Source organism: Bradyrhizobium sp. B025, from assembly GCF_042257955.1.
In the GTDB taxonomy this organism is placed as follows: Bacteria; Pseudomonadota; Alphaproteobacteria; order Rhizobiales; family Xanthobacteraceae; genus Bradyrhizobium; species Bradyrhizobium diazoefficiens.
On sequence record NZ_CP170150.1, the window covers coordinates 2,519,796 to 2,534,238 of the forward strand.

Sequence of the window (14,443 nt, forward strand, 5' to 3'; positions counted from 1 at the left end):
CGGGCAGTCAAGCGAGCTCGAACCAGGGGAGCGAGCCATGTCCCTCCAGACATTACCATCCGACGCCGCAGATTCTCGCCCCAATCGCCCGGAGGACGTCCAGGCGCTGGAGGCGGATGCCCGCATGCGGGACGACATTCGCCTGCTCGGACGCATCCTGGGCGACACGGTGCGCGACCAGGAGGGCGCCGACTTGTTCGACCTGGTCGAGCGCATCCGCCAGACCTCGATCCGGTTCCACCGCGACGAGGACCGGCTCGCCCGCCGCGAGCTCGAGCAGATCCTCGACAGCATGTCGACCTCCGAGACGGTGCGGATCGTCCGCGCCTTCAGCTATTTCTCCCACCTCGCCAACATCGCCGAGGACCAGAACAACATCCGCCAGATGCGCGCCCGCACCGCAGCCAAGAACGGCGGCTCCGGCGTGCTGGCGGACACGCTGGCGCATGCCAAGGCCGCGGGCATCGGCCCTGACGCCTTGCGCAACTTCTTCAAGACCGCGCTCGTCAGCCCGGTGCTGACCGCGCACCCGACCGAGGTCCGCCGCAAGAGCACCATGGACCGCGAGATGGAGGTCGCTAGCCTGCTCGACCGCCGCGAGCGGGTCGCGCTGACCGAGGACGAGGCCGCCGCCAGCGACGAGCAGCTCCGCCGCGAAGTGCTGACGCTGTGGCAGACCAATCTGCTTCGCCGGACCAAGCTCACCGTGCTCGACGAGGTCGCCAACGGCCTGTCCTTCTACGACTACACGTTCCTGCGCGAGGTGCCGCGGCTGGTCAACGTGCTGGAAGACCGGCTGGAGGAGGACGGCGAGCAGGCGGCCGGCGAGCTCGCCTCGTTCCTGCGCATGGGCAGCTGGATCGGCGGCGACCGCGACGGCAATCCCTTCGTTACCGCCGACGTCATGCGCGGCACGCTGCGGCTGCAGTCGAGCCGGGTGATGCAGTTCTACCTGAACGAGCTGCACGTGCTCGGCTCCGAGCTGTCGATCGCGGCCCATCTCGCCGACGTCTCCGAGGAGCTGCGCACGCTGGCGGAGCGCTCGCCCGATACGTCGCCGCATCGGAGCGGCGAGCCGTATCGCCTCGCGGTCTCCGGCATCTATGCGCGCCTGACGGCGACGGCTGAAGCGCTCGAGGTCGAGATCACGCGCCGGCCGGTCGGCAAGGGCAGGCCTTACGAGAGCGTCAAGGAGTTGCAAGCCGATCTCGACGTTCTGCACCGCTCGCTGATCTCCAACAACGCCCGCGTCATCGCCCGCGGCCGGCTGCGGCTGTTGCGGCGTGCGGTGGACTGTTTCGGCTTCCATCTGGCGCGGCTCGACATCCGCCAGAACTCGGCCGTGCACGAGCGGACCATCGCCGAGCTGATGGACGCCGCCAACCCCGGCATGTCCTATCTCGCGCTCGGCGAGGACGCGCGCATCTCGCTGCTCACCAACGAACTCCGCAGCACGCGCGCGCTGGTGTCCCCGTTCGTCAAGTACAGCGACGAGACCATGGGCGAGCTCAACGTCTTTCACGCCGCCGCGGAGGCGCATGCGAAGTTCGGCTCGGACGCGATCCCCCAATGCATCATCTCGATGTGCAAGGGCATGTCCGACATGCTCGAGGTCGCCGTGCTGCTCAAGGAGGTGGGCCTCGTCCATCCCTCCGGGCGCAGCGCGATCAACATCGTGCCGCTGTTCGAGACCATCGAGGATCTGCAGGCCTCCAGCGCCATCATGGACCGCATGCTGTCGCTGCACGATTACCGCCGCCTGGTCGACAGCCGCGGCAGCGTGCAGGAGGTCATGCTCGGCTATTCCGACAGCAACAAGGATGGCGGCTTCGTCACCTCCGGCTGGGAGCTCTACAAGGCCGAGATCAACCTCGTCGACGTGTTCGAGCGCCACCACGTGCGCCTGCGCCTGTTCCACGGCCGCGGCGGCTCGGTCGGCCGCGGCGGCGGGCCGAGCTACGACGCCATCATCGCGCAGCCCGGCGGCGCCGTGAACGGCCAGATCCGCATCACCGAGCAGGGCGAGATCATCTCGTCGAAATATTCCAACGCCGAAGTCGGCCGCAACAATCTGGAGATCCTCGCCGCGGCGACGCTGGAGGCGAGCCTGCTGCATCCGCGCCAGAGCGCGCCGCGCCGCGAATACCTCACTGCAATGGACGAACTCTCAAGTCTCGCCTTCAGGGCTTATCGCGGCCTCGTCTACGAGACCGACGGTTTCGTCGATTACTTCTGGGCCTCGACCGTCATCAACGAGATCGCGACGCTCAACATCGGCAGCCGCCCGGCCTCGCGCAAGAAGACCCGCGCGATCGAAGACCTTCGCGCCATTCCCTGGGTGTTCTCCTGGGCGCAATGCCGCCTGATGCTGCCGGGCTGGTACGGCTTTGGCACCGCGGTCGAGCAATGGATCGCCGAGCATCCGCAACAGGGCATGCCGTTCCTCAAAGAGCTCTACAAGGAATGGCCGTTCTTCCGCATGCTCTTGTCGAACATGGACATGGTGCTGGCGAAAAGCTCGATCGCGATCGCCTCGCGTTATGCCGAGCTCGTACCGGATGAGGCGTTGCGCGAAAAAATCTTCGGCCGCATCCGCCGCGAATGGCATTCCTGCATCGAGACGCTGCTCGACATCATGGGCCAGGACCGGCTGCTGCAAGGCAACCCGCTGCTCGAACGCTCCGTGCGCCACCGCTTCCCCTATCTCGACCCGCTCAACCACGTGCAGGTCGAGCTGCTGAGGGAGCACCGCGCGCAGAACCCGGACGAACAGGTGCTGCGCGGGATTCAGCTCACCATCAACGGTATCTCTGCGGGGCTGAGGAATACGGGCTAACCTCAGCCGTCGTTCCGGGGCGCCCGAAGGGCGAACCCGGAACCTCGAGATTTCGAGCCGCCCCGGAATGACGGCGCACACATCAACAGAAATGCGCCCCCTGTGTCTCCACATAGACCGCATAGAGCGACTGGCTCGCGGTCATGAACAGGCGGTTCCGCTTCCTGCCGCCGAAGCAGACATTGGCGCAGGTCTCGGGCAGCAGGATCTGCCCGATGCGCGCGCCGTCGTTCGGTGCGAACACCTGCACGCCGTCATAGCCCGGACCGACCCAGCCGGCGCCGACCCAGATGTTGCCCTCGGTGTCGACCCGCAGGCCGTCGGGGAAGCCTGACTTGCCGTCGAGCTTCATGTCGATCAGCCGCTTCGGGTTCGACAGCTTCGGCCCGTCGATGTCGTAGGACCACACCACGTTCTCCGCCTGCGGATAATGCGTGATGCCGGTGTCGCAGACATAGAGCTTCTTGTAGTCGTGAGAGAATGCGATGCCGTTCGGCTTGAACGGCTCGTCGGCGACCTTCGCGACCTGTCCGGTCTGCGTGTCGAGACGATAGACCGCTTCCTTCTGATACGGCTGCAACGAGCCGGTATTGGCAAGCTTGCCCTCGTAGATGCTGATCGCGCCATAACCGGGATCGGTGAACCAGATCGCCTTGTCGTTGGGGTGCACGACCATGTCGTTGGGGCCGTTGAGCGGCTTGCCGCCAGCCTGCTCGGCCAGCGTCGTCACCGAACCGTCATGCTCGTAGCGGACGAGGCGGGTGCGCTCGGCGCTGATCTGGCGGCCCTCGGTGTCGAACGAGTTGCCGTTGGCCTCGTTCGACGGCTTGTGGAACTGCTCGGAGATGTGCCCGTCGTCGTCGAGATAGCGCAGCTGCCGGTTGGCCGGGATATCGCTCCAGACGAGATATTGGCCCTGCGCATTCCACGCCGGTCCCTCCGCCCACAGGCAGCCGGTATAGAGCCGCTTGATCGCGGTGTTGCCGACCTTGGCCTTGAAGCGCTTGGGGTCGATGGCAATGATGTCAGGGTCGGGATAGCGCTGCGGCTCGGCATTGGCGCCGAACTCGCGGGCGTCAGCGCGCGAGGCGAGCAGGGCGGTTGCGGCCACCGTGGCCGCGCCCTTGAGAAGAGTGCGGCGGCCGAGACCGCCACGCTCGCTTGCAGTCGTATCGTCGGAGTTGGTCAGTATTCTTGTCATGGTTTCCTCCCAAAGTTTTGTTGGGAGGACAGCATCCGCCTGCAATCGGGCGTAAACCGGGGCGATCTCTGATCGAGACAACCAGAGATCGCAGGGCAGGGATGCCGGAAATGCGGCTGGACGGATCCTTACACGGGATCCCAGGGGAAGATGTCGGCGGAGCGGTCGAGCTTGTAGAACGAGCCCTTCAGCGCCGGCATGCCGTGTTCCGCGATCGATTGCGGCGTCCAGCCTTCGCTGCGATGCACCGAGCGCAGCGGGCGGTTCTGGCTGAACAGGAACAGCTCGTTCATGCGCGCGCCGAAGATCTGTCCGGTGACGTCCTTGGCGGCATCGGACAGCAGATAGGCGCAGACCGGCGCGATCTTCTCCGGGCCCATCTGCTTGATCTTCTCGACGCGTGCCTTCTCGGCTTCGGTCTCGGTCGGGATGGTGCCGATCATGCGGGTCCAGGCGAACGGCGAGACGCAGTTGGAGCGGACGTTGAAGCGGCCCATGTCGAGCGCGATCGACTTCGACAGGCCGACGATGCCGAGCTTGGCGGCGGCGTAGTTAGCCTGGCCAAAGTTGCCGATCAGGCCGGAGGTCGAGGTGAAGTGCACGAAGGAGCCGGACTCCTGCTCACGGAAAATCCGCGCCGCGGCGTGGCTGACGTAGAACGAGCCCATCAAATGCACCTTGATGACGGCCTCGAACGCTTCCACGCTCATCTTGTGGAAGATCATGTCGCGCAAAATGCCGGCATTGTTGACGACGCCGTCGAGCCGGCCGAAATGATCGGTCGCGGTCTTCACGATCTTGCTGGCGGGAATCGCTTCCGCCACCGACTCGAAATTGGCAACCGCCGCGCCGCCGCGCTTCTTGATCTCCTCGACCACTTCCTCGGCGGGAGAAGCGCTCGAGCCGGCACCGTCGGCGGCGACACCGGGATCGTTGACGACGACCTTGGCGCCTTCCGCCGCGCAAAGCAGCGCGATCTCCCGCCCGATGCCGCGGCCTGCGCCGGTGACGATGATGACCTTGTCTTGCAGTGATTTTGTCATGTGGGTGCCTCCTGTTATGCCCGTCATTCCGGGATGGTGCGAAGCACCAGACCCGGAATCTCGAGATTCCGGGTTCGCGCTGCGCGCGCCCCGGAATGACGGTGCGTTACCTCTCGTTCGTAAACACGATCGTGCCCGATGCCGCGAACATGCCGCCGACGCCATGGCACACCGAAATCTTCGCGTTCGGCACCTGCGCCGGCGCGATGCCGCGCATCTGGCGCACGCTCTCCTGGAGCGCGTACATGCCGTACATGCCCGAGTGCATGTAGGAGAGGCCGCCGCCATTGGTGTTGAGCGGTAGCTTAGCCCCGGGCCGCGTGTTGCCGTCGGCGATGAACTTCCCCGTTTCCTCATGCGGCATGAAGCCGAGATCGCCCAGGCCGAACAGCGGCAGATGCGCGAACGCGTCGTAGATCATGAGATGATCGACGTCCTTGTGCGCGATGCCGGCTTCCTTGAACGCGAGGGGACCCGCGGTCTTGAACGCGCGCGAGGAATTAAACGTCTCCATCTGGCTGACCATCGGCGTTTCCACGCTCTCGCCGGTGCCCATGATGTAGACGGGCTTGCGCGGAAAATCCCTGGCGCGGTCAGCCGAGGTCAGGATCAGCGCGCCGCCGCCGTCGGTGACGAGGCAGCATTGCAGCAGGCGGAACGGATAGGCGATCATGCGCGAATTGAGGACATCGGCGACCGTGATCGGGTCCTTCATCATCGCCCGCGGATTTTTCGCCGCCCATTCCCGCTGCACCACCGCGACCGCGGCAAGCTGCTCGTGGGTGATGTCGTAGGTTTTCATGAAGCGCAACACGGGGATCGGGAACATGCTGGGCGGACCATAGACGCCATAGGGCGCCTCGAACTGGCCGTTGAGGCTGTCCGCCGGCGTCGAGCGCGGCAGCTTGCCGATCATCGATTTGCCGCTCTCGGCATGGGTGATCAGCACGGTCTTGCACAGGCCGGCCTCGATCGCCGCGGCGGCATGACGAACATGCAGCATGAAGGAGCAGCCGCCGACCGAGGTGCCGTCCACCCAGGTAGGCCTAATGCCGAGATAGTGGCAGACCTGCTGCGGCGTTTCGACCGCTGTGGCAAAGCCGTCGATGTCGGAGAGCTTCAGCCCGGCATCGGCGATGGCGTTGAGCGCCGCGTCCGCGTGAAGCTGGAGCTGCGAGGCGTTGGGGACGATTCCGAGCTCGGTGGTCTCGGCCGCGCCGACGACGGCAACCTGGTTGCTGCGCATGGCTTACCCCTTCGCCGGACGGAAGACGGGAAGGGTGATCTTGTCGTCGAGCTCCTGGAAGGCGACCTCGAGCTTCATGTCGAGTTCGAGCGCTTCCGGGGTCTGCGGGCAGTCGATGATGTTGCTCATCATCCGCGGTCCCTCGGCAAGCTCCACCACGGCGATCGCATAAGGCGGCGTGAAGCCGGGCGCGGCGGGACGGTGGTTGATCACGTAGCTGTAGAGGAAACCCTTGCCGCTCGCCTTGAAGATGCTGACCTTGCGCGAGGCGCAGGACGGGCAGAACGGGCGCGGCGGGAAGTAGACATGTGCGCAGGCGTCGCAGCGCTGCAGGCGCAGTTCGCCCGCTTTCGTGCCGTCCCAGAAATGCTGGGTCTCCGGCGTCGGTTTCGGTCGCGCGCGCTGCGGTTCGGCCATGTCGGCGGGTCCTCCCGGGCGGCAGGCCTTTGTGCCTGCCTGCTTCGACCTTGATGCGACAATCGACCATGGCGCGTCAACGGTCCAGCAATGCGCATGCATGCCATCATGCGCACAATGCTTGTGTCGAACTGAAGCAGCGCTATAGATTGCGCGCGCAAATATTCCGTGAGACAGACATGCCCGATTTTCCGACACTGGCGAAGCTCGCCGAAGACCTCGAAAGCGGCCGCACCACCTCCCGCAAGCTGGTCGAGGCCTGTCTCGCCAGGATCGCCGACCCCGCCGGCGAGGGCCAGCGCACCTTCATCCACGTCGACAAGGACGCCGCGCTCGCGGCGGCGGATGCGATGGACGCCTTGCGCAAGGTCAAGGCCGCACCGTCGCGCTATGCCGGCATCCCGATCTCGATCAAGGACCTCTTCGACATCAAGGGCCAGGTGACGCGCGCCGGCTCCCGCGCGCTCGACGATTCCCCGGCGGCCGAGCACGACGCCGCGACGGTCGAGCGGCTGCGCAAGGCCGGCTTCGTCCTGATCGGCCGCACCAACATGACCGAGTTCGCCTATTCCGGCATCGGCATCAATCCGCACTACGGCACGCCGAAAGGCGCCTGGAACCGGGCCGAGGGCCACGTGCCAGGCGGCTCGTCCTCGGGCGCGGCGGTCTCCGTGCTCGACGGCATGGCGCATGGCGCGCTCGGCACCGACACCGGCGGCTCCTGCCGGATTCCGGCCGCCTTCAACGGCATCGTCGGCTACAAGCCGACGCAGCGTCGCGTGCCGCTCGACGGTGCGGTGCCGCTGTCGTTCTCGCTCGACAGCATCGGGCCGCTGGCGCGATCGGTCAGCTGCTGTGCCATACTCGACGCCGTGCTCGCGAACGAGCCGGTCGTCGCGCTGAGGCCGCGCCCGGTGAAGGGCATGCGGTTGGCGGTGCCGACCACGATTGCGCTCGACGACCTCGACAAGGCTGTGGCCGAGGCGTTCGAGCGCGCGCTGAAAACGCTGGCCGATCACGGCGCCATCATCGATCGCATCGAGATGGCCGAATTCCACGATATCGGCCCGATGAACGCCAAGGGCGGCTTTGCCGCGTCCGAGAGCTACGCCTGGCACCGCTATCTCATCACGACCAAGGGGGACGTCTATGATCCCCGCGTATCCGTGCGCATCATGCGCGGCGAGGCGCAGAGCGCGGCGGATTACATCGATCTTCTCAACGAGCGCCGCTCGCTGATCGCCCGCGTCAATGCGCACATCGCCCCCTATGACGCCTTGGTGCTGCCGACCACCGCCAACACCCCGCCGAAGATTGCCGACCTTGCCGACGACAAGGCGTTCACCACCCAGAACCTGCGCGCGCTGCGCAACTGCACCCTGATCAACATGATCGACGGCTGCGCCATCTCGCTGCCCGCACATCGCGAGGGCGACGTTCCCGTCGGCCTGATGCTGGCGGGTGCGGGCGGATCGGACCGCCGTATCTTTGAACTTGCTGCCGGCATGGAGGCCGTAATTCGTGTTTGACCTGACTTTCACCGTCGATGCCCAGGACGCCACCACGCCGCTGACGCTGGCGATCGACCAGATGGTCATCGCCGGCTGGACCGGCCGCGATCCCGTCGCGCGCGACAAGCACATCGCCGAGCTGCAAGAGATGGGCATCGCCCCGCCGGCCTCGACCCCGATCTACTACCGCGCCTCGGCGCGGAGGCTGACCATGGAAGACCGCATCGAGTGCTGCGGCGGCGACTCGTCCGGCGAGGTCGAGTTCGTGCTGATCGGCTGGCAGGGCCGCATCTTCGTCGGCTGCGGCTCCGATCACACCGACCGCAAGGTCGAGGCCTACAACGTCACAGTCTCCAAGCAGATGTGCGACAAGCCGATTGCGTCAGTGCTGTGGGAGCTCGAGGAGGTCATCGGCCACTGGGACAGGATGATTTTGCGTTCCTACGCCACGATCAAGGGCGAGCGCGTGCTCTACCAGGAGGGCACGCTCGACGCGATGCTCCCCGTCGCCGACCTGATCGCGCGCGGCTTCGACGGCACCAGGTTCCCCGACGGCTGCGCCATGTTCGGCGGCACGTTTGCGGCCAAAGGTGGCATCCGCCCCGCCGACCGGTTCGACTTCGAGCTGGAAGACCCCGTGCTGAAGCGGACGATCAGGCATGGGTACGACGTGGTGACGTTGCCGGTAAGGGGCTGAAGGCTCTCGAGCGTCATTGCGAGGAGCCCTTGCGACGAAGCAATCCAGACTGGTTCCCCGGTGGGATTCTGGATTGCTTCGCTGTGCTCGCAATGACGGGGAGGCAGTCGGAAATCGGGTGGTTACGGTCGTCAGGACTTGCGACACAACCTCCGTCATTCCGGGGCGCGACGACGTCGCGAGCCCGGAATCCATTCATCCGCAGTCTCTGCGGCTTGATGGATTCCGGGCTCGCGCCCAAGAGGGCGCGCCCCGGAATGACGGATGTGGATAGGATGAGCCATGGGCGTCGCCAAACGTATTGCCGCAACTGAATCCGGAACTGACGTTGCCTCCCAGGTCGATGCCCTCGACTGGCCCCAGATCACCGGAGACCTCGATACCCAGGGCTGCGCCGTCCTCAAGGGCCTGCTCAGCCCCGACCAATGCCGCGCCATCGCCGCGCTCTATCTCGATGACGCGCACTTCCGCAGCCGCATCGTCATGGGCCGCCACGGCTTTGGCCGCGGCGAGTACAAGTACTTCTCCTATCCGCTGCCTGATCTCATCGCGCAGCTGCGCCCGGCGCTCTATGCGCACCTGCAAGGCGTCGCCAATCGCTGGAACGAAGCGATGGGGATCGACATTCGCTACCCCGCCGCGCACGCGGCGTTCCTGAAGCGTTGCCACGAGGCGGGGCAGGCGCGGCCGACGCCGCTGCTGCTGCAATACGAGGCGGGCGACTACAACTGCCTGCACCAGGACCTCTATGGCGAGCACGTGTTCCCGCTCCAGGTCGCGATCCTGCTCTCCGAGCCCGGACGCGACTTCACCGGCGGCGAGTTCGTGCTGACCGAGCAGCGCCCGCGCATGCAGTCCCGCGCCGAGGTGGTCCCGCTGGCGCAGGGCGATGCGGTCGCCTTCGCTGTGCATCACCGCCCGGTGCAGGGGACACGCGGCACCTATCGGGTTAACCTCCGCCATGGCGTCAGCCGTATCAGGTCCGGCCAACGCCATACGCTGGGTGTGATCTTTCATGATGCCAAATGAGCGCAGGCGTTGACGGCGGATTTGTTTGATAGCGTCGCCGAGGCGCAGCCCTCGCGCGAGGAGATCGCCGATGGCGCCGTGCTGCTGCGCGCATTCGTCAGGCCGATCGAGAGTGAGCTGATTGCCGCCGTGCGCGCCATCGTGGCGCAATCGCCATTCCGGCGGATGACCACGCCCGGCGGCTATCAGATGTCGGTGGCGATGACCAATTGCGGTGAGCGCGGCTGGATCACCGATCACACCGGCTATCGCTACGACCCGATCGATCCGCGAACCGGCGCGCCATGGCCGGCGATGCCGCCGGTGTTCCGCGATCTCGCCCGCCGCGCGGCGGAGCAGGGTGGTTTTGACGGCTTTTCGCCCCAGGCCTGTCTCGTCAATCGTTACGAGCCGGGCACGCGGCTGTCGCTGCATCAGGACAAGGACGAGCTCGATTTCGCCGCGCCGATCGTCTCGGTTTCGCTCGGGTTGCCCGCGACCTTCCTGTTCGGCGGCATGGCGCGCAGCGACAAGCCGCGCCGCTTCCGGCTCGTCCATGGCGACGTCGTGGTCTGGGGCGGGGCCAGCAGGCTCGCCTATCACGGCGTGGCGCCGCTGGCCGACGGCGAGCACGCGCTGCTCGGCCGGCAGCGCATCAATCTGACCTTCCGCAAGGTGCTCTGAAGCAGTTCCTTAGGGCCTTGCCGTCGTCTAAGCTTCGGCGAGGGGGGAGGCAGCGACATGACCACTGCACAGGTCTCGACTGGCGCGAGCGCAAACGCGGCTCGCACGGGGCTTTATCTCGCCGTGCTGCAATTGGTGTTCACGCTGGGCTGGACGACGTATGTCGTCTACCTGCCAAGGCTCGCGGCCGATGTCGGCCTCGCGCCGGCGGCGGTGATTTTCATCCTGATGCTGGACCAGGCCATCTTCACCATCGCCGATACCGCGATGGGGATCGCGGCCGACAGGATCGCGCCCGTCGTCGGGCGGCTCGGTCTGTTCGTCGGCGTTCTGGCGGCGATCTCCTGCGCGGCCTTCGTCGCGCTGCCTTTCGTGGCCGGGATCGGCGCGGGTGCGCAGGTAGGGTTGATCGCGCTGATCGTGGTCTGGTCGGTCACGTCGTCGGCCCTGCGCGCGCCGCCGCTGACCTTGCTCGGCAAGTACCGCGCCAGGCCGCAGGTGCCGTTTCTCGCGGCGCTGGCCATGCTGGGCTATGGCCTCGCCGGCGCCGTCTCGCCCTATCTCGGCGTGATGCTGCGCGAGCACGACGCGCGGCTGCCCTTCGTGATCTCCAGCGCGGTGCTGCTGCTGACGGCGCTCGGGCTGTCGCGGATCGAGTACGACGTGGCGCGCGACACCTCGCCGCCGACGCCGGCCGAGGCGGCCAAGCCGCTGGGCCTGGTGCCGATCGCCTTCATCGTCGCGATGGTGGCGCTCGCGCTCGGCTATCAATTGCACTTCGCCATGAACAGCGCGCCGTTCTATCTGCGGTTCGCCAAGCCGGACGAGCTGCAATGGTTGATGCCGGTGTTCTGGATCGGCTTCAACATCGCGATGTTTCCGGCGAGCCTCGTCGTCAAGCACCGTGGCGGCCTGATCGTGATGGGCGCCGCCGGATTGCTTGGAGCGGTCGCGATCGCGGCAGCGGAGCTTGCCGGCAGCCTCAACACGCTGATCGCCGCGCAGTTTCTCGCCGGCGCGGCCTGGGGCTGCATGCTGATGAGCGCGATCTCGGCCGCGCTGGCGATCGGCTCGACCGGTGCGGAGGGGAAAGTCACCGGCCTCGTGTTCTCGGCGCTGGCGCTCGGCACCTTCGCGCGGATGGCGGCGGTCGCCGGCGGCTTGCAGAAGATGCCCGAGTACGCGCCGTTGCTGCACTGGGCCCCGGTCGCCTGCTGGTCGGTCGCAGGCGCGGGCCTGTTGGTGATCGCGGCGGCGCGACTTCAGGGCGCGCCCGGCCTCAAGGCTTCGGCGGGTGGATGAACGCCCACGGGCTGATTTCGGAGTCCCGCGTCACCTCGACCGAGATCAGATACGGCCCACCGTGGCTAAGCGCCTTCTCCATCGCCGCCTTGAACTGGTCCGGTGCGGTGACGCGCGCCGCCGCCACGCCAAAGGATTCCGCGAGCTTGACGAAATCCGGGTTGACCAGATCCGACGCCACCACGCGGCCGTCGAAGCGCTCGCGCTGGTCGCGACGGACATTGCCATAGGCGTTGTTGTTGAACACCAGTGTCACCACGCCGATGTTGAACTGCACGGCGGTGGCAAGTTCCTGCACGCCGAACATGAAGCCGCCGTCGCCGGTGATCGCCACCACCGGCTTGTCCGGGTTCGCCACCTTGGCGCCGAGCGCGGTCGGAAAGCCAGAGCCGAGCGTGCCCTGATAGCCTGACGTGATGAAGGTGCGCGGCTCGTAGATCGGGAAGCCGTACCAGGAGGCGAAGCCGACTTGCGACAATTCATCGGTGACGATCGCGTTCGCCGGCAGCACCTCGCGCAGGATGTTGAGGTACGCCATCTGCGGCTGGATACGCTGGATTTCGGCTTGCGCGGTCGCTGTGGCCTCGCGAATGGCCGCCCGGCGGCCGGCGGTCTTGCTGTAACCGGCCTTGCTGACGGCGGCGGCGAGATGGGCGGTCGCCGCCTTGGCATCGGCGACGATGGCGGTGTCCGAGATGAAGCGCCGCATCTCGACCGGATCGATGTCGATGCGGATGCTCTTCAACCCGTCGGGGCGGTAGGGCCAGCGCGACATGGTCGGCAGCTCCAGCCGCGAGCCGATGCCGATCATGAGGTCGGTGTTCGGCCACAGCTTGTAGGCGGCGGCCATGGTCAGGCCGAGCTCGTGCGCGTTGGAGACGATGCCGCGGCCGCTGCGGAAGGCGACCACGGGCGCATCGATCATCTCGGCGAGCTCGAGGATCTCCTCGCCCGCCTCGATCGCGCCGCTGCCGACGAAGATCATCGGCGCTTTGCTCGCCTTGATCAGCGCGGCCGCCTGCTTGATCATATCGGGGTCGGGAAGCGGTGCGGGCAGGGGCTCCAGCACCTGCGCCGCAGCCGTGTCCGCGCGCTGGGTGAAGATATCCCAGGGCATTTCAACCGAGGCGGGCCCGCGCCGTCCCGATGCCATCTCCTGGAAGGCGCGCGCCACGGTGGTCGGCGCGTTGCCGGGCGCTTCGATCCGGTCGGCCCATTTCACATAGGTGCGCAGGGTCGCGAGTTGGTCCGGCATTTCGTGCAGATGGCCGCGGCCTTTGCCCAAAAACTGCGTCGGCACCTGGCCGGTGACGCATAGCACCGGCTCGTTGCAGCCGTATGCGGTGAGCAGCGCCGCGCTGGCGTTGAGCACGCCGGGGCCGGGCACCACGCTGAACACGCCGGGCCTGCCGCTGGAGCGCGCATAGCCGAACGCCATGTAGCCGCAGGCCTGCTCGTGCCGCGCGCCGATCACCTTGAGCTGCGCCTGATGGAAGGCGTCGAAGAGGCCGTAGATTTGCGCGCCGGGCAGGCCGAACACGGTGTCGACGCCATGGGCGACAAGGCCGCTTACGATCGCTTCGCCGCCGGTGAGGGTGGTCATTCTGCTATTCCATTTCAATCGTTGGTCAGGCTTCGTCGACGACGCCGTTCCGCAGGCGCCCGATGCCCTCGGCTTCGATCTCGATCACATCGCCGGGCTTCAGGTATCGCGGCGGATCGAACCGCGCACCAGCGCCGGTTGGCGTGCCCGTCACGATGATGTCACCGGGAACCAGCGTTGCGAAGGTCGAGATATAGCTGATGAGGTAGCGGAACGGAAACATCAGCCGGCTGGTACGGTCGTCCTGCCGCAGCTCGCCGTTGACATGTGTGGTGAGCCTGATGTCGGCGATCTGCGATTCCCGCATGTAAGGCACCAGCCACGGGCCGAGGCTGCCGCTGGAATCGAAATTCTTGCCCTGCGTGACGTTGAACTTGGCGTGGCGCAGCCAGTCGCGCACCGAGCCTTCGTTGCAGAGCGTGAGGGCGGCGATGTGGTCGAGCGCGGTGCTTTCCGGAATGTGCCGGCCGGCCTTGCCGATGACGAGCACGATCTCGCCTTCATAGTCGAGCTGCGCGGAGGCGCGCGGACGGACCAGCGGCGTATCATGACCCACGAACGAACGGGGCGAGCGCATGAACATGCTCGGATATTTTGGCGCGTCCTGGCCGTCCTTGTACTCGGCATTGCGGTCGGGATAGTTGACGCCGATGCAGATGATCTTTTCCGGCGCAGGCACCGGCGGCAGCCAGGTGATCTCGCCGAGCGCGTGAACCGGCGTGCGGCCCGCGGCTTCCTCGGCAAGGCTGACGAGCTTTCCGGCGGCGATCACCTCGCGCAGCGTCGGATAATCCTTGGCGTAGCGCGCGGAGAGATCGACGATGCCGCCCTCGAGGACGGCGCCGTACCTGGGTTCACCCTTGACAGAATAGGTGGCGAGGCGAGGGAGCTTCAT

Annotated in this window: 12 protein-coding genes; 6 read left to right on the forward strand and 6 right to left on the reverse strand. The window is 66.4% G+C overall.

The window, feature by feature from the left end; all coding sequences use genetic code 11:
- Positions 1-37: 37 nt before the first annotated feature.
- Positions 38-2,836: a phosphoenolpyruvate carboxylase gene (ppc, locus tag ACE10W_RS11620; protein ID WP_304551651.1), complete on the forward strand. Its 2,799-nt coding sequence runs from the start codon at positions 38-40 to the stop codon at positions 2,834-2,836.
- A gap of 82 nt (positions 2,837-2,918) precedes the next feature.
- Here the strand turns inward: ppc and ACE10W_RS11625 are convergent, their stop codons facing one another.
- The 4 genes from ACE10W_RS11625 to ACE10W_RS11640 form a co-directional block, all read right to left on the reverse strand.
- The gene (locus ACE10W_RS11625) at positions 2,919-4,037 is read right to left on the reverse strand and encodes an SMP-30/gluconolactonase/LRE family protein (protein WP_304551653.1); all 1,119 of its coding nucleotides are present in this window, start codon (positions 4,035-4,037) and stop codon (positions 2,919-2,921) included.
- A 128-nt stretch (positions 4,038-4,165) separates the two neighbouring features.
- Complete coding sequence (locus ACE10W_RS11630) at positions 4,166-5,080, reverse strand: SDR family oxidoreductase (protein ID WP_028172363.1); 915 nt, start codon at positions 5,078-5,080, stop codon at positions 4,166-4,168.
- Positions 5,081-5,186: 106 nt separating this feature from the next.
- Positions 5,187-6,326, reverse strand: coding sequence for a thiolase (locus ACE10W_RS11635; RefSeq protein WP_304551656.1), 1,140 nt, complete (start codon positions 6,324-6,326; stop codon positions 5,187-5,189).
- A gap of 3 nt (positions 6,327-6,329) precedes the next feature.
- Positions 6,330-6,743: a Zn-ribbon domain-containing OB-fold protein gene (locus ACE10W_RS11640; RefSeq protein ID WP_028172362.1), complete on the reverse strand. Its 414-nt coding sequence runs from the start codon at positions 6,741-6,743 to the stop codon at positions 6,330-6,332.
- Between the two features lie 179 nt (positions 6,744-6,922).
- Between ACE10W_RS11640 and ACE10W_RS11645 the strand changes: the two genes are divergently transcribed.
- From ACE10W_RS11645 to ACE10W_RS11665, 5 genes are all read left to right on the forward strand, one after another.
- The gene (locus ACE10W_RS11645) at positions 6,923-8,272 is read left to right on the forward strand and encodes an amidase (protein WP_304551659.1); all 1,350 of its coding nucleotides are present in this window, start codon (positions 6,923-6,925) and stop codon (positions 8,270-8,272) included.
- Complete coding sequence (locus ACE10W_RS11650) at positions 8,265-8,951, forward strand: DUF2848 domain-containing protein (protein WP_060911117.1); 687 nt, start codon at positions 8,265-8,267, stop codon at positions 8,949-8,951. Before ACE10W_RS11645 ends, ACE10W_RS11650 begins: the two co-directional genes overlap by 8 nt.
- Before the next feature lie 282 nt (positions 8,952-9,233).
- Entirely contained in the window at positions 9,234-9,980 is a 747-nt protein-coding gene (locus ACE10W_RS11655) for a 2OG-Fe(II) oxygenase (protein WP_011085746.1), read from the forward strand.
- Between the two features lie 9 nt (positions 9,981-9,989).
- The gene (gene alkB / locus ACE10W_RS11660; RefSeq protein ID WP_304551663.1) at positions 9,990-10,643 is read left to right on the forward strand and encodes a DNA oxidative demethylase AlkB; all 654 of its coding nucleotides are present in this window, start codon (positions 9,990-9,992) and stop codon (positions 10,641-10,643) included.
- A gap of 57 nt (positions 10,644-10,700) precedes the next feature.
- Positions 10,701-11,945 (forward strand): MFS transporter, encoded by a 1,245-nt coding sequence (locus ACE10W_RS11665; protein ID WP_304551664.1) that lies wholly within the window; start codon positions 10,701-10,703, stop codon positions 11,943-11,945.
- Here the strand turns inward: ACE10W_RS11665 and ACE10W_RS11670 are convergent.
- On the reverse strand, positions 11,923-13,548 hold the full coding sequence (locus ACE10W_RS11670; protein ID WP_304551665.1) for a thiamine pyrophosphate-dependent enzyme: 1,626 nt from the start codon (positions 13,546-13,548) through the stop codon (positions 11,923-11,925). The genes ACE10W_RS11665 and ACE10W_RS11670 overlap by 23 nt on opposite strands.
- Before the next feature lie 25 nt (positions 13,549-13,573).
- The gene (locus tag ACE10W_RS11675; RefSeq protein ID WP_304551666.1) at positions 13,574-14,443 is read right to left on the reverse strand and encodes a fumarylacetoacetate hydrolase family protein; all 870 of its coding nucleotides are present in this window, start codon (positions 14,441-14,443) and stop codon (positions 13,574-13,576) included.